We start from the raw sequence: 15,295 nt of genomic DNA, 5'->3' as shown, positions 1-15,295 counted from the left end.
TCAGCCTCGGCGCAGATAGAGCGTGGCCAGCGGCGGCAAGGTCAGCACCAGCGATTGGGCCTGCTGGTGCGCGGGCACCGCCTCGGTTTCCGCCGCGACGTTGCCGAGGTTGCTGCCGGCGTAGTAGCCGGAATCGGTATTCAGCAGTTCCAGATAGCGCCCCGGCAGCGGCACGCCGACGCGATAGCCGTCGCGCGGCACCGGGGTGAAGTTGCAGACCACCACCACCGGCTCGCTGTCGTCATCCGGGTAACGCACGAAGGCGTACACCGAATTGGCGGCGTCGTCGGCGATCAGCCACTGGAAGCCACGCGCGTCGAAATCGAGCGCATGGAGCGCGCGGTTGCCGCGGTAGACGCGGTTGAGGTCGCGCACCAGCGACTGCACGCCGACGTGCCACGGCCCGCCGCCTTCCTGGCCCAGCAGGTGCCAATCCAGGCTGTCGTCGTGGTTCCACTCGCGGCCCTGGGCGAATTCGCCGCCCATGAACAGCAGCTTCTTGCCGGGGTGCGCCCACATGAAGGCGTAGTAGGCGCGCAGGTTGGCGAACTGTTGCCAGGCGTCGCCGGGCATGCGCGACAGCAGCGAGCCCTTGCCGTGCACCACTTCGTCGTGCGACAGCGGCAGCACGAAGTTCTCGCTGAAGGCGTACATCATGCCGAAGGTCATCTGGTGATGATGGTGCTGGCGGTACACCGGATCCTTGGCCAGGTAGTTCAACGTGTCGTGCATCCAGCCCATGTTCCACTTGAAGTGGAAGCCCAGCCCGCCCATGTCGGGCGGCCGGCTGACCGCGGGGAAGGCGGTCGATTCCTCGGCGATGGTGGTGGCCTCGGGCCGCTCCACGCCGACGGTCTGGTTCATGCGGCGCAGGAAATCGATGGCTTCGAGGTTCTCGCGCCCACCGAACTCGTTGGGCACCCATTCGCCTTCCTGGCGCGAATAGTCGCGGTAGAGCATCGACGCCACCGCATCCACCCGCAGGCCGTCGATGCCGTAGCGCTCGATCCAGTACAGCGCGTTGCCGATCAGGAAGTTGCGCACCTCGTTGCGGCCGAAGTTGTAGATCAGGGTGTTCCAGTCCTGGTGGAAGCCCTCACGCGGGTCGGCGTGCTCGAACAGGTGCGAGCCGTCGAAATACGCCAGGCCGAACGGATCGCTGGGGAAGTGCCCCGGCACCCAGTCCAGCAACACGCCCAGGCCGGCGGCGTGGGCGCGCTCGATGAAGTAGCGGAAATCCTCCGGCGAGCCGAAGCGGCTGGTCGGGGCGTACAGGCCCAGTGGCTGGTAGCCCCAAGAGCCGTCGAATGGATGCTCGCTGACCGGCAACAGCTCCAGGTGGGTGAAACCCAGGTCCACCGCGTAGGGCACCAGGGTGTCGGCCAGCTCGCGGTAACTGAGCCAGCGATTGCCGTCCTCCGGCACGCGTCGCCAGGAGCCGAGGTGCACTTCGTAGATGGAGATCGGCGCATCCAGCGCGTTGGCGCGGCGGCGCTCGTCGGATGGCGCCACCCAATCGGGCAGGCCGTTGATGCGCGAGGCGGTGCCGGGTCGCATCTCGGCGGCGAAGGCGTAGGGGTCGGCTTTCTGGAAGATGGCGCCGTGGCGGTCGGCGATCTCGAACTTGTAGTGCAGGCCGGGCGGCAGGTTGGGGATGAAGATCTCCCACACCCCGCATTCGCGGCGCAACCTCATCACGTTGCGCCGGCCGTCCCACTGGTTGAAGTCGCCCACCACCGATACCCGGCGCGCATTCGGCGCCCAGACTGCGAACGCGGTGCCGCCGATGCCTTCCAGCTCGCGCCAGTGGGCGCCCAGGCGCTCGAACGGCCGCAGGTGGGTGCCTTCGGACAACAGCCACACGTCCTGGTCGCCGAGCACCGGCGGGAAGCGGTACGGGTCTTCCAGCTCGACCTCGTTGCCATCCCAGGTGACGGCCAGGCGATAGGCGAAGCGCTGCTTGCGGCGCGGCACCACACCCTCGAAGAAGCCGCGCGGATCGGTGCAGTCCAGCTCGACCACGCGCCGGCCGGTCCTGGCGTCGACCACCGCCACCGCCGACGCCCCCGGCTGCACGGTGGCCACCGTCAGTTTTCCGTCCACCTCGTGCATGCCGAGCACGGAGAACGGGTCGGAATGATTGGCGCGCATTAGCGCATCGACGGTGGCTGCGGGAAGGTAATAAGGCATGTCGAAATCCGGGGAACTTGGTATGGAATCGGCTGACGACCCGACATTGTTTTATAGACTTGGATGCAAATGGATATTTGCTGCATTACAACATCAGTGCCACATTATCTCGTCGTGGCTTAAGCGACAACCGCAATCAAAGCGAGGTCAGCTTAAGCGTCAATTCAAGGAGGACGTTGGTGAAAAAGACGCAATGGTGGCGCGGCGGGGTCATCTATCAGATCTACCCGCGCAGCTTCATGGACAGCAATGGTGACGGTGTCGGCGACCTGCCCGGAATTACCGAGAAGGTGGGCTACCTGAAATCGCTGAACATCGATGCGATCTGGATTTCACCGTTCTTCAAATCGCCGATGAAGGATTTCGGCTACGACGTGGCCGACTATTGCGACGTCGATCCGTTGTTCGGCACGCTGGCCGATTTCGACGCGCTACTGGCCGAAGTGCACCGCCACGGCCTGAAGCTGATCATCGACCAGGTGCTGTCGCACAGTTCCGACCTGCATCCATGGTTCGTCGAATCGCGCTCCAGCCGCGACAACCCCAAGGCCGACTGGTACGTCTGGGCCGACCCCAATCCCGATGGCACCCCGCCGAACAACTGGCTGTCGGTGTTCGGCGGCAGCGCCTGGCAATGGGACAGTCGGCGCCGCCAGTACTACATGCACAACTTCCTGGCCAGCCAGCCCGATCTGAACTTTCACAACCCCGAGGTGCAGCAGGCGCTGCTCGATGCGGTGGAGTTCTGGCTCAAACGCGGCGTGGACGGCTTCCGCTTCGATGCCTGCAACTACCACTTCCACGACCGGAAGCTGCGCAGCAACCCGCCGGCCGAGCACGCGGATCACACCAATGTCTCCGACGTGAACCCCTACGGCATGCAGCGCCACCGCTACGACAAATCGCGCCCGCAGAACCTGGTGTTCCTGCAACGGCTGCGCGAACTGCTCGACCGCTACGGCGCCTGCAGCATGGGCGAAATCGGCGACGACGATTCGCTGGGGCGCCTGGCCGAATACACCGGCGGCGACGACAAGCTGAACCAGGCGTACAGCTTCACCCTGCTGACCGAGGAATTCTCCGCCGGCTTCATCCAGGCGCAGGTGGCGCACATGGAGCGCGCGTTCCGCCGCTACCAGAAGCCGGGCTGGGTCTGCTGGTCGATCGGCAACCATGACGTTCCCCGGGTGCTGACGCGCTGGGGCAAGGACACGCAGGACCCCGCCTGCCCCAAGCTGCTGACAGCCCTGGCCACCACGCTGCGCGGCTCCGCCTGTCTGTACCAGGGCGACGAGCTGGGACTGCCCGAGGCCGACATCCCCTACGAACTGCTGCAAGACCCCTACGGCAAGGCGTTCTGGCCCGACTTCAAGGGGCGCGACGGGTGCCGCACCCCAATGCCGTGGCACAAGGACGCGACGGCGGGCGGCTTCACCAACGGCCAGCCCTGGCTGCCGGTGCCCGCGGCGCACCTGGCCCGCGCCGCGGACACCCAGGAGGCGCCGCCCGACTCCATCCTCAACTTCGTGCGGCACTTCCTGGCGTGGCGCCAGCAACAGCTGACGCTGCGCCAGGGCGAGATCGAGTTCATCCGCGCGCCCGAGCCGCTGCTGATCTTCGTCCGCACCCTGGGCAAGCAACGCGTCGGCGCGGTGTTCAACCTGAGCGGCGCGCCGCAGCGCTGGTCGCTGCCCAAGGTGCTGCGCGGCGCCACGCCGCTCGAAGGTCACGGGCTGTCGGGCGCGACCATCGACGACAAGGGCTTGCAACTGGCGCCGTGGGGCGGCGGCTTCTGGACGGTCCAGGGGTAAGCGCTCCCCTACTGGATGTGCGCCCTGCCGCGGGCGCACATCCTTACACAGTGGGCGAGAAGTCGAGTAAAATACTCAGCCTTTCCCCGCCCCTCCCCTGTGCGCCATGCTCGACCGCTTGCGTGAAAACATCAGTGTGGTCTTCGACCGCGACCCCGCCGCCCGCACCGTATGGGAAGTGGTCACCTGTTACCCCGGTTTTCACGCGCTCAGCCTGCATCTGGTCTCCAACGGCCTGTGGCGGCGCGACTGCAAGTGGCTGGCGCGCTTCGTCTCGCACCTGGGCCGCTTCTTCACCGGCATCGAGATCCACCCCGGCGCCACCATCGGCCGCCGCGTGTTCATCGACCACGGCATGGGCATCGTCATCGGCGAGACCGCCGAGATCGGCGACGACTGCACGCTGTATCACGGCGTCACGCTGGGCGGCACCTCGTGGAACCACGGCAAGCGCCATCCGACGCTGGAAGCGGGCGTGATCATCGGCGCCGGCGCCAAGGTGCTCGGCCCCATCGTCATCGGCAAGGGCGCCAAGATCGGTTCCAACGCCGTGGTGGTCAAGCCGGTGCCCGCCGGGGCCACCGCCGTCGGCATCCCGGCGCGGGTGATCGAGGCCGACGAGCAACAGATCGCGCGCGAGGAAAAGGCCGAGGCGCTGGGGTTCTCCGCCTACGGCATCTCGGGCGACATGAACGACCCGGTGGTCAAGGCCATCCACGGCATGCTCGATCATTCGGTCACCACCGACCACAAGATCGACGCCATCCTCAAGAAGCTGGAACAACTGGGCATCGACTGCGCCGAGGAGCGCGCGACGGCCGACCGCTTCGACCCCAACTACCTGAACAAGATCGTCGACTGAGCGTCGCGGCGGGCTGCCGGGCCCGCGATCCGTCGGTGGAAAACCCGACCGAACCAGTCAGGTTTTTAGTTGACTAAAACACTAGGTTATTTTACGATTCGTCCCGAACCGAGCCACCCGAGAACTACGCGATGCGCCTCACCACCAAGGGCCGTTTTGCCGTCACCGCCATGCTGGACCTCGCCCTGCGCGAAGCCAGCGGCCCCGTGACGCTGGCCGGGATCAGCGAGCGCCAGCACATCTCGCTGTCCTACCTCGAACAGTTGTTCGGCAAGCTGCGCCGACGCGAACTGGTGGACAGCGTGCGCGGCCCCGGTGGCGGTTACTGCCTGGCCCGTCCGGCCGCCGACATCACCGTCGCCGCCATCATCTGCGCGGTGGATGAACCGCTGGACGCCACCCAGTGCGGCGGCAAGGAAAACTGTCTGGACGACCGTCGCTGCATGACGCACGACCTGTGGGCCAGCCTGAACCGCACCATCTACGACTACCTGTCGGGCATCACGCTGGCGCAACTGCTGGCCGAGCAACAGGAAAAGCAGCGCCGCAAGGCGGAATGCGCGGGCGTGCTGCACGACCAGCGCCACAAGAACACCGAACGCAGCGGCGCGACCACCACGTTGTAGTCGCAGCCACGCAAGGCATAGGGAACGGCCCCACGGGCCGGGACGCAAAATTGGAGCCATCCGCCACATGAAGACCCCGATCTACCTCGATTACTCCGCCACCACGCCGGTCGACCCGCGCGTGGCGCAGCAGATGATCCCCTGGCTGACCGAGCATTTCGGCAACCCGGCGAGCCGCTCGCACGCCTTCGGCTGGGAAGCCGAGGCCGCGGTCGAGGAAGCGCGCGAACAGGTTGCGGCACTGCTCAACTGCGACGCCAAGGAAATCGTCTGGACCTCCGGCGCCACCGAGTCGGACAACCTGGCGCTGAAGGGCGCCGCGCACTTCTACCAGGACAAGGGCCGTCACCTGATCACGGTGAAGACCGAGCACAAGGCCGTGCTGGACACCATGCGCGAGCTGGAGCGCGAAGGCTTCGAGGTCACCTATCTGAATGTCCGCGAAGACGGCCTGCTCGACCTGGCCGAACTGGAAGCCGCCATCCGCCCGGATACCATCCTGGTGTCGGTGATGTGGGTGAACAATGAAATCGGCGTGGTGCAGGACATCGAGGCCATCGGCGAGCTGTGCCGTGCCAAGGGCATCATCTTCCATGTGGACGCCGCCCAGGCCACCGGCAAGATCGCCATCGACCTGTCCAAGGTGAAGGTCGATCTGCTGGCGCTGTCGGCGCACAAGACCTACGGCCCCAAGGGCATCGGCGCGCTGTACATCCGCCGCAAGCCGCGCGTGCGCCTGGAGGCGCAGATGCATGGCGGCGGCCACGAACGCGGCTTCCGCTCCGGCACGCTGGCCACCCACCAGATCGTCGGCATGGGCGAGGCCTACCGCATCGCCCGCGAGGACATGGGCACCGAGCTGGAGCGCGTGCGCATGCTGCGCGACCGGCTGTGGGCGGGCCTGTCGGACATCGAGGAAGTGCACCTGAACGGCGACCTGGAGCGCCGCGTGCCGCACAACCTCAACGTCAGCTTCAACTTCGTCGAGGGCGAAAGCCTGATCATGGCGCTGAAGGATCTGGCGGTGTCGAGCGGCTCCGCCTGTACCTCCGCCTCGCTGGAGCCCTCCTACGTGCTGCGCGCGCTGGGCCGTTCGGACGAACTGGCGCACTCGTCGATCCGCTTCACCATCGGCCGCTTCACCACGGTCGAGGACATCGATTTCACCATCAAGCTGATCCACGAAAAGATCGGCAAGCTGCGCGAACTGTCGCCGCTGTGGGAGATGTACAAGGACGGCATCGACCTGAACACCATCGAGTGGGCAGCGCACTGATTTACTGAATGTGAAGAGGGAAGGGAGAAGGGGGAAGGGTAAAACCGCCACCTTGTCGCCTCCCGCAATAGAAACAAGTTTTGGCGGCGAGAACTGAAGAGCCGGCGGAAGATACCCTTCTCCCTTCCCTCTTCTCCCTTCCCGCTCCACAAGGAGCACACACATGGCATACAGCGAAAAGGTCCTGGACCACTACGAGCATCCCCGCAACGTCGGTTCCTTCGAGAAGGGCGACGAGACGATCGGCACCGGCATGGTCGGCGCGCCGGCCTGTGGCGACGTGATGAAACTGCAGATCAAGGTCGGCGCCGATGGCGTGATCCAGGACGCCAAGTTCAAGACCTACGGCTGTGGCTCGGCCATCGCCTCGTCGTCGCTGATCACCGAATGGGTGAAGGGCAAGACGCTGGACGAAGCGCTGTCGATCAAGAACACCCAGATCGCCGAGGAACTGGCGCTGCCGCCGGTGAAGATCCACTGCTCGATCCTCGCCGAGGACGCCATCAAGGCGGCGGTCGAGGACTATCGCAAGAAGCACGGTTGATCGTTTTCGCGGGGCCCGCCCCGCACCCGACAAGGAACCCGCCCATGGCACTCACCCTTTCCGAGCGCGCCGCCAACCACGTCGCCGGTTTCCTCGCCCGTCGCGGCAAGGGCCTGGGCGTGCGGCTGGCGGTCAAGACAGCCGGTTGCTCCGGCATGGCGTACAAGCTGGAGTTCGTCGACGTGGCCAGCGACGACGACCTGGTGTTCGAAAGCCACGGCGTGCGCATCTACACCGACGCCAAGTCGCTGCCCTACCTGGACGGCACCGAACTGGACTACGCCAAGGAAGGGTTGAACGAAGGCTTCCGCTTCAACAACCCCAACGTCAAGAACGAGTGCGGCTGCGGCGAAAGCTTCCACGTCTGACGACGTGACGCCGGAACGGTCCACCGTTCCGGCGCGCCCCGCGGGTGTCCGGGCGACCAGCCCCCTTTCCAGCCACGCCGACCCATGACCTTCGACTTCGCCGCCTCCCATTTCGACCTGTTCGAACAACCCGCCCGTTTCGCCATCGATGCGCGCGCCCTGGATGCGCGCTACCGCGCCCTGCAAGCCCAGTACCATCCCGACCGCTATGCCAGCGCCGGCGACGCCGAAAAGCGCCTCGCGCTACAGATCGCCACCCGGGTGAACGAGGCGTACCAGATCCTCAAATCCCCGCTGGCGCGCGGCCGCTACCTGCTGACGCTGGCCGGCGTGGACACCCAGGAGGAAACCAACACGGCGATGCCGATGGATTTCCTGATGGGGCAGATGGAATGGCGCGAGCAGATCGCCGAAGCCCGCGCCAGCGGCAACGTCGAGCGCCTGGAAGCGCTGAACACCGAACTGCGCGGCGAGATCGGCGATCTGGAAGCCGAACTGGGCGACCTGCTGGACGCGGACAGACTGGCCGAGGCCGCCGTCGCCGTGCGCAAGCTGCGCTTCCTGGAAAAACTGGACCAGGAAATCGGCGACGCCATCGAGGCGGCGCTGTTTTGATCCGAACCGGCGCGCGCCGTCGCGGCCCGCGTCATAAAACACACAATCCCCAATGGCCCTACTGCAAATCTCCGAACCTGGCCTGAGCGCCGCCCCGCACCAGCACCGGCTGGCGGTCGGCATCGACCTGGGCACCACCAATTCGCTGGTCGCCACCGTGCGCAGCGGCAGCGCGGCCTGTCTGCCCGACGAGGCCGGGCGCGCCCTGCTGCCCTCTGTGGTCCATTACGCGGCGGACGGCGCGGTGACCGTGGGCTATCCCGCGCAGGCGCGGCAGAACCAGGATCCGGCCAATACCGTGGTCTCGGTCAAGCGCTTCATGGGGCGCGGCCTGCACGACGTGGCCGACGCCGCCACGCCGTATCGCTTCGTCGACGAGCCTGGGATGCTCAAGCTGGTGACCGCCGCCGGGGTGAAGAGCCCGGTCGCCGTCTCGGCGGACATCCTGCGCACGCTGAAAACCCGCGCCGAACAAAGCCTGGGGGGCGAGCTGGTCGGCGCCGTCATCACCGTGCCGGCCTACTTCGACGACGCCCAGCGCCAGGCCACCAAAGACGCCGCCGCGCTGGCCGGCCTGAACGTGCTGCGACTGCTGAACGAACCGACCGCCGCCGCCATCGCCTACGGCCTGGATAACGCCGCCGAGGGCGTCTACGTGGTATACGACCTGGGCGGCGGCACCTTCGACGTGTCGGTGCTGGAGCTGTCGCGCGGCGTGTTCGAAGTGCGCGCCACCAGCGGCGACTCGCGCCTGGGCGGCGACGATTTCGACCACCGCCTTTATTGCTGGATGCTGGAGCAGGCCGACCTGCGCAACCTGGGCGCCCGCGACACGCGCCTGCTGCTGACCCGCGCCCGCGAAGCCAAGGAAACGCTGAGCGAGCACGACGTCACCCAGATCACCGCCAAGCTGTCGGACGGCACCGTGATCGACCTGGAACTCACCGCCGAGACCTTCCAGCAGATCACCGCGCACCTGGTGCAGAAGACCATCGTGCCGCTGCGCCGCGCGCTGCGCGACGCGCGCCTGACGCCAGAGCAGGTCAAGGGCGTGGTGATGGTGGGCGGCGCCACCCGCATGCCGCACGTGCGCCGCGCCGTGGCCGAGCTGTTCGGCCGGCCGCCGCTGACCAACCTGGACCCGGACAAGGTGGTGGCACTGGGCGCCGCGATGCAAGCCGACGTGCTGGCCGGCAACAAGGGCGACGACGACTGGCTGCTGCTGGACGTGATCCCGCTGTCGCTCGGCCTGGAGACCATGGGCGGGCTGGTGGAGAAGATCATTCCCCGCAACAGCACCATCCCCACCGCGCGCGCGCAGGAATTCACCACCTTCAAGGACGGCCAGAGCGCGATGGCGATCCACGTGCTGCAAGGCGAGCGCGAGCTGGTCAGCGATTGCCGCAGCCTGGCGCGCTTCGAACTGCGCGGCATCCCGCCGATGGTGGCAGGCGCGGCGCGCATCCGCGTCACCTTCCAGGTGGACGCCGACGGCCTGCTGTCGGTGTCGGCCACCGAACAGAGCACCGGCGTGGCCGCCAGCGTCGCCGTCAAGCCGAGCTACGGACTGTCCGACGACGAGATCGCCCGCATGCTCAGCGAATCGATGACCCATGCCGGCGACGACCTGCTGGCCCGCAAGCTGGCCGAAGCGCGGGTGGAGGCCGAATCACTGGTGGACGCCACCTCGGCCGCGCTCGACAGTGACGGCGATCTGCTCGACCATGCGGAGCGCGCCGCCGTCGATGCCCAGGTGGCCGCCGTGCGCACCGCCATGGCCGGCGACGACGCGGACCGCATCCGCCAGCAGGCCGAGGCGCTGAACCAGGCCACCCAGGTATTCGCCGCCCGCCGCATGGACCGTGCCGTCAGCCGCGGCCTGACCGGCCACAAGATCGAAGAGCTTTGAACCCGCGACGGCCCGGCTCCGGGCCCGAACGGCGACCGTCATCCAGGAACAGAACGCCATGACCAAAATCACCGTGCTGCCGCATCCCGACCTGTGCCCCGAAGGCAAGGAACTGGACGTCGAGCCGGGCACCTCGATCTGCAACGCCCTGCTGTACAACGACATCTTCATCGAGCACGCCTGTGAGCAGTCGTGTGCCTGCACCACCTGCCACGTGATCGTGCGCAAGGGCTTCGACAGCCTGGAGCCGGCCGAGGAGGAAGAAGAAGATCTGCTGGACAAGGCATGGGGCCTGACCTCGGTGTCGCGCCTGTCGTGCCAGGCCGTGGTCGCCGACGACGAACTGGTGGTCGAGATCCCGAAGTACACCATCAACCACGCCCGGGAGAACCACTGATGGCCGCCTCCGACAGCCAGCAGCGCGTGGTCGCCGCGCTCGATGCCGCCGGCGTCGCCGCCGAGATCGTCGAGTTCGACGCCTCCACCCGCACCAGCGCCGACGCGGCCGCCGCCATCGGCTGCACCGTGGCGCAGATCGCCAAGTCGGTGATCCTGCGCGCCAAGCAGAGCGAGCGTCACGTCCTGGTGGTGGCCAGCGGCGCCAACCGCGTCTGCGAAAAGACCGTGGCGCAACTGGTGGGCGAAAAGATCGGCCGCGCCGACGCCGACTTCGTGCGCGCCAAGACCGGCTACGTCATCGGCGGTGTGTCGCCGGTGGCGCACGCCGAAGATCCCATCGTGTTCGTGGATGAAGACCTGCTGCAATACGACGCCATCTGGGCCGCCGCCGGCACGCCCAACAGCGTCTTCCGCCTGACCCCCGCCCAATTGCTGACGCTGACCGCCGGCCAGGTCACCCGCGTCAAGGAGGAACCCCAGCCATGAAATGGACCGACAGCCGAGAGATCGCCATCGAACTGGCCGAAGCCCACCCCGACGTGGACCCGACCCGCATCAATTTCGTCGACCTGCGCAACTGGGTGCTGGCGCTGCCGGGCTTCGACGACGATCCCAAGCACAGCGGGGAGAAGATCCTCGAAGCGATCCAGATGTGCTGGATCGACGAGGCCGAATAGGCTTGCCCGCGCGCACCGGCCCGGCGACGCCGCCGACTTGCTCACCGCAGCATTTTGAGCAGCCAGCAAAACCCAGCGCAGCGGTTCTGGCCAGGAATGCGAAACGCGGGCAGTACAAGATTTATGCCAAATGAATGCGACGCGGCCGAAGGTTTTGCCAGCCGCATTTACACCGACGAGCGGGACAGGCGGCCCGTGCAGGACGGAACCCGCCAGTGAGCTGGCCCCGCGCCGTTTCGCCCGCCCTGCCCTCCTGGCCGGCTCGGAAAGCGCCGGATTGACCCGAATCCACCATCTGTTGCATAACGCATGAACCGCTTCCGTAGACCGCGCGATGCAATCCGCCCAACCACCCGAACAATCCGATGACCCGGCCGTCGTCACCGCCGGCCGCCTGGTCCGCGCCATCCGCGCCGGGCTGGCCGCCGCGCTGGTCACCGTCCACGACCGGGGAGCCGGCGACTTCGTCCAGCGCATGAGCCAGTTGGTCGAACAGGTTCAGGCCGCCTGCGACCGCAGCCCCGATGTCGCCATCGCCATGATCCTGCTGTGCCAGGAAGAACCCTACGCCGTGCGCCACGCCGTCGACGTGGCCCTGGTGGTGGAGCTGGCGTTGCGCCGCGTCGGCCACGGCGCCAGCGTGCGCCGCTCGGTGGTCGCCGCCGCGCTGACCATGAACCTGGGCATGACCGAATTGCAGGATCAGCTGACGCACCAGGATTTCCCGCCCACGCCGGACCAGCGCCAGCAGATCCAGTTGCACCCGCAGCACGGCCGCGACCTGCTGCGCGCCATGGGCGTCGCCGACACCCTCTGGCTGGATTGCGTATTGCAGCACCACGAAATTCCCGACGGCAGCGGCTATCCCAATCACCTGAGCGGCGAGCAGATCCTGTTTGAAGCCCGGCTGATCGGGCTGGCCGACCGCTACTGCGCGTTGCTCACCCAGAGCGCCTGGCGCAACGCGCTGCGCCCGGACAGCGCCTTGCAGCAGACGCTGGCCCAGGGCGACATCGACAGCAAGCTGGGCCGCCTGCTGACCCAGACGCTGGGCGTCTACCCGCCCGGTGCCGTGGTGCAACTGCTGCGCGGCGAGATCGCCGTGGTCAAGCGCCCCGGCCTGATCGAGAGCGCGCCGCTGGTGATGTCGTTGTTCGATTCGCACGGACGCATCCTGGTCAACCGCACCGAGCGTGATACCCGACACGAGGAAAACACCGTCACCGGCGTGCTCGATTCGCAAAAGGTGGCGCGCTACTTCCGCCTGACCGAAGTGTGGGCCGACGAGGCTTCCGGCGCGCAGTTGCGACACTGAGATCGCCCCCCAATGAAAACAGCCCCGCAACGCGGGGCTGTTTTCGTTCCGGCAGGCCGGCCCGGGCCGGCGCATCATGCTCAGCGCGCTTTGGCGCCGCCCTTCCAGTGCGGGTGCGCGGCCTGGAATTCGGCCACGGTCACCACGCCATTCTTGTCGGTATCGAGCGCGTCGAAGCGGGCTTCCGCGTGCTTGACGAAGTCGGCGCGGGTCATATCGCCGCGCGGCATCATCATCCCGGCATGGCGGAAGTTGCCACGCTGACCATGGTGACCACGCTCGTCGGCACTCAGCACGCCGTTCTTGTCGCTATCCAGCCGCTGGAAGCGCGCCTTGGCCGCCTCCAGGTACTGGGCTTCGGTCACGTCGCCGCGCATTTGCCGAAAGTGCTCGGCGCGCGTCTTCCACGCAGCCTGGCGTTCCGCCTGGGTGACCACGCCATCCTTGTTGGCATCCATCGCATCGAAGCGGGCCTCGGCACCCTTGACGAAATCCGCGCGGCTGATATCGCGCGGTGCGCCATCCTTGCCGCCCCAGCCGTCGGCCGCCATCACGGCGCCAGCTGCCAATGCCATCGCCACCACACCGATCGTCCAACGTTTCATGTTTCGCTCCTTCGTAGCAGAATCCGGCTCGCGGCCGGCACCCTGGCAATAACGCCAGGCTGTCCCCAGGGTTGACACCCGTTACAACACCGCGACAAATCACCACTGCCAAGGAACCCCATGAAGTTCAGCGAACAGCTCGCCACCCTGCCCACCGTCGACCACCTGAGCGCTCTGGAGCTGCTCGACGGCGACACCGTGGTGGCACGCATCGAGAACAAGCCCGGCCAGGCCGGCAGCCTGCGCGTCTACCACGCGCTGTACCAGGAATTCGGCGCGCTCGACGCCATCGCCGCCGACCGTGGCCTGCGCCTCTATGCCGAGCACACCGACGACGCCGAAGCCCATCCGGGCAAACATCCCAACATCGATCGCCTGTTCGAACTGCGTGCAGCAGGCAAGGCGCTGGCTGTACGCCTGGTCGCCGCCTGAACGAGCCCGCCGGCGGTTGGCGACTTCGCCCGCTTGACGTAGAATCCCGGGCTTCGCCGGTGTAGCTCAGTTGGTAGAGCACCTGACTTGTAATCAGGGGGTCGCGAGTTCGATTCCTGCCGCCGGCACCAATTCTCACGTCAAATCAATGGATTACGAAATTCGTATCGATTGATTTACGCCACAATGACCCCCTGATTCATCATCAGGGGGTCATTTTATTTGCGCCATTTCCCTTAAGTTTCTCCAATCCACATTCCCTGCAGACGCTTGTCGGCCACCGTCGCACCGATGGTGAACACGCCTCTTCAGCGCTGCTCGCCACCCGGGACCAGTCGCGATACCCGTTTGCCATCACCTCGCAGTCCACGTCGTGGCGTGCGCTCGCCCCGCCCTTGACCTCCTCCCGACTAACCGAGCGGTCGAAGTTGGAGATTTCCGGCTTCAAGGTGGGCGAGTCGGAACTCGCTCGGGGTCAGGTCACCCAGCGAACTGTGCGGCCTGGATTCGTTGTAATCCACTTGCCAGTGCTCGGTCTTCTCACGCGCATCATCCAGCGACAGGAGCCAATGCGCGTTCAGACACTACGCCCCGTAGACTGGACATCCTCCCATGCTCAAGTCATAGAGCCGGAATGCCTACTTGAGTCGGGGCAGTCCACGTCTTTGTGGCCGCGTTTTTTTTGCGTTGGGGCCAGCATGGCAAGGTGCTGGCCCCGCAGCAAAATTGCTCCTGCAACGTAGAGCTGTCCCGCAATCAGGCCTCACAGAGGGCAGTCTTCCCTATCCGACTACCAGCGGGTCTTGACCCCCACCTGCGCCGATCCGCGCACATAGTCCTGCCCGCCGACCTCCGCGCCCAGCGTGAGCCAGACGCTCACATCCTTCGCCACCTCGCCGCGCGCGCCCAGCCTCAGCTCGCCACGGTTCGCCGGCAACGCCTCGGTGACCACGTCGCCATCGAACACCATGCGGTGCGAGCCCGGCCCGTGCCACCAGTTCAGTTCGGCAAACGGCTGCAAGGGCGTGACCCCGTCCGCCAGCGTGGCGGCGGTCTGTTCCCAGCGCAGCCCCACCCGCGTGGTCACCGTCCGGTCGGAGATCTCCCGCACCACGGTACCGGTCTGCTCGGTGTGGTCCGACGCGCGATAGTCGGACCAGATCACCTGCGCCTGGGGCACCACCAGGTAGCGGGCGCCCGCCGTACCTTCGAAGGACCAGGCGTAGCCGCCTTCCAGCGACGTGCTCAGCTCGCGGGAGCGGTAGTGCTCGGTGGGCAGGCCGTCGCCGTCCACCCGGTTCTGGTAGCTGCCGAACATCACCCAGCTATCCACATAGGGCCCCGTGCGGGCGTCCTCCTGGCCGAACCAGGTGCCGTACACGCCGCCGCTGTAGCCCTGCACGCTGCTGCGCGCGGTGCTGTAGCCGCCTTCCGACTTGCCTTCGCTGCGGCCGAACGCGCCCATCACCCCCAGGCGCACGCTGCCCTGACCGCCGTCCGACACCCGCAGCAGATCGCTCCCGAGGTGGATCAGGGTGTCCTGGCTGCGATGGCGCAGGTTGCCCGCCCCGTCGGCGCGCGAGGCGGCCCCGACGATGCGGCCCCAGCTGCTGGCTTCGCCCAGGATCCGGCCATCGGGAGCGACGACCTGGCTGGCCTGCCCCTG

The 15,295-nt window shown here is 66.7% G+C and carries 16 protein-coding genes, 1 tRNA gene and 1 pseudogene; 14 read left to right on the top strand and 4 right to left on the bottom strand.

The genetic code is table 11. The features are described from left to right. Positions 1-2,166: pseudogene (gene glgB, locus C556_RS0103730) on the bottom strand (1,4-alpha-glucan branching protein GlgB); the annotation flags it as partial. Positions 2,167-2,369: 203 nt separating this feature from the next. Here glgB and C556_RS0103725 point away from each other — a divergent pair. The 12 genes from C556_RS0103725 to C556_RS19195 all read left to right on the top strand — a co-directional run bounded on the left by C556_RS0103725 (position 2,370) and on the right by C556_RS19195 (position 12,592). Then, a complete protein-coding gene (locus C556_RS0103725) occupies positions 2,370-4,001 on the top strand; it encodes an alpha-glucosidase (RefSeq protein ID WP_018746888.1) in 1,632 nt (543 codons plus the stop codon). Between the two features lie 106 nt (positions 4,002-4,107). Beyond that, positions 4,108-4,863 (top strand): serine O-acetyltransferase, encoded by a 756-nt coding sequence (cysE, locus tag C556_RS0103720; protein ID WP_018746887.1) that lies wholly within the window; start codon positions 4,108-4,110, stop codon positions 4,861-4,863. A 131-nt stretch (positions 4,864-4,994) separates the two neighbouring features. Further along, positions 4,995-5,489: a Fe-S cluster assembly transcriptional regulator IscR gene (iscR, locus tag C556_RS0103715; RefSeq protein ID WP_018746886.1), complete on the top strand. Its 495-nt coding sequence runs from the start codon at positions 4,995-4,997 to the stop codon at positions 5,487-5,489. A gap of 67 nt (positions 5,490-5,556) precedes the next feature. Then, the gene (locus C556_RS0103710) at positions 5,557-6,765 is read left to right on the top strand and encodes an IscS subfamily cysteine desulfurase (protein ID WP_018746885.1); all 1,209 of its coding nucleotides are present in this window, start codon (positions 5,557-5,559) and stop codon (positions 6,763-6,765) included. A 163-nt stretch (positions 6,766-6,928) separates the two neighbouring features. Then, positions 6,929-7,309, top strand: coding sequence for a Fe-S cluster assembly scaffold IscU (gene iscU, locus C556_RS0103705; protein ID WP_018746884.1), 381 nt, complete (start codon positions 6,929-6,931; stop codon positions 7,307-7,309). A gap of 44 nt (positions 7,310-7,353) precedes the next feature. Further along, positions 7,354-7,677 (top strand): iron-sulfur cluster assembly protein IscA, encoded by a 324-nt coding sequence (gene iscA / locus C556_RS0103700; RefSeq protein ID WP_018746883.1) that lies wholly within the window; start codon positions 7,354-7,356, stop codon positions 7,675-7,677. Positions 7,678-7,761: 84 nt separating this feature from the next. Next, entirely contained in the window at positions 7,762-8,292 is a 531-nt protein-coding gene (hscB, locus tag C556_RS0103695; protein ID WP_018746882.1) for a Fe-S protein assembly co-chaperone HscB, read from the top strand. Positions 8,293-8,344: 52 nt separating this feature from the next. Next, a complete protein-coding gene (gene hscA / locus C556_RS0103690; RefSeq protein ID WP_018746881.1) occupies positions 8,345-10,201 on the top strand; it encodes a Fe-S protein assembly chaperone HscA in 1,857 nt (618 codons plus the stop codon). 58 nt (positions 10,202-10,259) lie between these two features. After that, positions 10,260-10,598, top strand: a complete 339-nt coding sequence (fdx, locus tag C556_RS0103685) for an ISC system 2Fe-2S type ferredoxin (RefSeq protein ID WP_018746880.1) — start codon at positions 10,260-10,262, stop codon at positions 10,596-10,598. Further along, a complete protein-coding gene (locus C556_RS0103680; protein ID WP_018746879.1) occupies positions 10,598-11,086 on the top strand; it encodes a YbaK/EbsC family protein in 489 nt (162 codons plus the stop codon). Before fdx ends, C556_RS0103680 begins: the two co-directional genes overlap by 1 nt. Then, positions 11,083-11,277 carry a Fe-S cluster assembly protein IscX gene (iscX, locus tag C556_RS0103675; protein WP_018746878.1) on the top strand — a complete coding sequence of 65 codons (195 nt, stop codon included), beginning with the start codon at positions 11,083-11,085 and terminating at the stop codon, positions 11,275-11,277. Before C556_RS0103680 ends, iscX begins: the two co-directional genes overlap by 4 nt. Positions 11,278-11,611: 334 nt before the next feature. Next, positions 11,612-12,592: an HD-GYP domain-containing protein gene (locus C556_RS19195; protein WP_018746877.1), complete on the top strand. Its 981-nt coding sequence runs from the start codon at positions 11,612-11,614 to the stop codon at positions 12,590-12,592. Positions 12,593-12,672: 80 nt separating this feature from the next. On the opposite strand, the gene C556_RS21430 is transcribed toward C556_RS19195, so the two are convergent. Continuing rightward, positions 12,673-13,197, bottom strand: a complete 525-nt coding sequence (locus tag C556_RS21430) for an EF-hand domain-containing protein (protein WP_018746876.1) — start codon at positions 13,195-13,197, stop codon at positions 12,673-12,675. Positions 13,198-13,317: 120 nt separating this feature from the next. Here C556_RS21430 and C556_RS0103660 point away from each other — a divergent pair, with 120 nt between their 5' ends. Together C556_RS0103660 and C556_RS0103655 are read left to right on the top strand one after the other, a co-directional pair. Further along, complete coding sequence (locus C556_RS0103660) at positions 13,318-13,629, top strand: DUF2322 family protein (protein WP_018746875.1); 312 nt, start codon at positions 13,318-13,320, stop codon at positions 13,627-13,629. A 55-nt stretch (positions 13,630-13,684) separates the two neighbouring features. Further along, positions 13,685-13,760: transfer RNA gene (locus tag C556_RS0103655), tRNA-Thr, on the top strand. A 279-nt stretch (positions 13,761-14,039) separates the two neighbouring features. Here the strand turns inward: C556_RS0103655 and C556_RS22095 are convergent. Both C556_RS22095 and C556_RS0103650 read right to left on the bottom strand, forming a co-directional pair. Continuing rightward, positions 14,040-14,210: an integrase core domain-containing protein gene (locus C556_RS22095; RefSeq protein ID WP_083930347.1), complete on the bottom strand. Its 171-nt coding sequence runs from the start codon at positions 14,208-14,210 to the stop codon at positions 14,040-14,042. Positions 14,211-14,419: 209 nt separating this feature from the next. Next, positions 14,420-15,295: autotransporter outer membrane beta-barrel domain-containing protein (locus C556_RS0103650; protein WP_018746874.1), on the bottom strand; the 876-nt coding region annotated here is incomplete at its 5' end.

Origin of the sequence: Chitiniphilus shinanonensis DSM 23277 (assembly GCF_000374805.1) — a bacterium.
Lineage (GTDB): Bacteria > Pseudomonadota > Gammaproteobacteria > Burkholderiales > Chitinibacteraceae > Chitiniphilus > Chitiniphilus shinanonensis.
This window is presented reverse-complemented; position numbering and strand designations above follow the sequence as displayed.

What these genes read in the sequence shown, in the direction of transcription:
- C556_RS21430 (WP_018746876.1), bottom strand. Translation starts at nt 13,197, where the DNA reads ATGAAACGTTGGACGATCGGTGTGGTGGCGATGGCATTGGCAGCTGGC.
- fdx (WP_018746880.1), top strand. Translation starts at nt 10,260, where the DNA reads ATGACCAAAATCACCGTGCTGCCGCATCCCGACCTGTGCCCCGAAGGC.
- cysE (WP_018746887.1), top strand. Translation starts at nt 4,108, where the DNA reads ATGCTCGACCGCTTGCGTGAAAACATCAGTGTGGTCTTCGACCGCGAC.
- iscR (WP_018746886.1), top strand. Translation starts at nt 4,995, where the DNA reads ATGCGCCTCACCACCAAGGGCCGTTTTGCCGTCACCGCCATGCTGGAC.
- iscU (WP_018746884.1), top strand. Translation starts at nt 6,929, where the DNA reads ATGGCATACAGCGAAAAGGTCCTGGACCACTACGAGCATCCCCGCAAC.
- hscB (WP_018746882.1), top strand. Translation starts at nt 7,762, where the DNA reads ATGACCTTCGACTTCGCCGCCTCCCATTTCGACCTGTTCGAACAACCC.
- C556_RS0103680 (WP_018746879.1), top strand. Translation starts at nt 10,598, where the DNA reads ATGGCCGCCTCCGACAGCCAGCAGCGCGTGGTCGCCGCGCTCGATGCC.
- iscA (WP_018746883.1), top strand. Translation starts at nt 7,354, where the DNA reads ATGGCACTCACCCTTTCCGAGCGCGCCGCCAACCACGTCGCCGGTTTC.
- C556_RS0103660 (WP_018746875.1), top strand. Translation starts at nt 13,318, where the DNA reads ATGAAGTTCAGCGAACAGCTCGCCACCCTGCCCACCGTCGACCACCTG.
- C556_RS0103710 (WP_018746885.1), top strand. Translation starts at nt 5,557, where the DNA reads ATGAAGACCCCGATCTACCTCGATTACTCCGCCACCACGCCGGTCGAC.
- iscX (WP_018746878.1), top strand. Translation starts at nt 11,083, where the DNA reads ATGAAATGGACCGACAGCCGAGAGATCGCCATCGAACTGGCCGAAGCC.
- C556_RS19195 (WP_018746877.1), top strand. Translation starts at nt 11,612, where the DNA reads ATGCAATCCGCCCAACCACCCGAACAATCCGATGACCCGGCCGTCGTC.
- hscA (WP_018746881.1), top strand. Translation starts at nt 8,345, where the DNA reads ATGGCCCTACTGCAAATCTCCGAACCTGGCCTGAGCGCCGCCCCGCAC.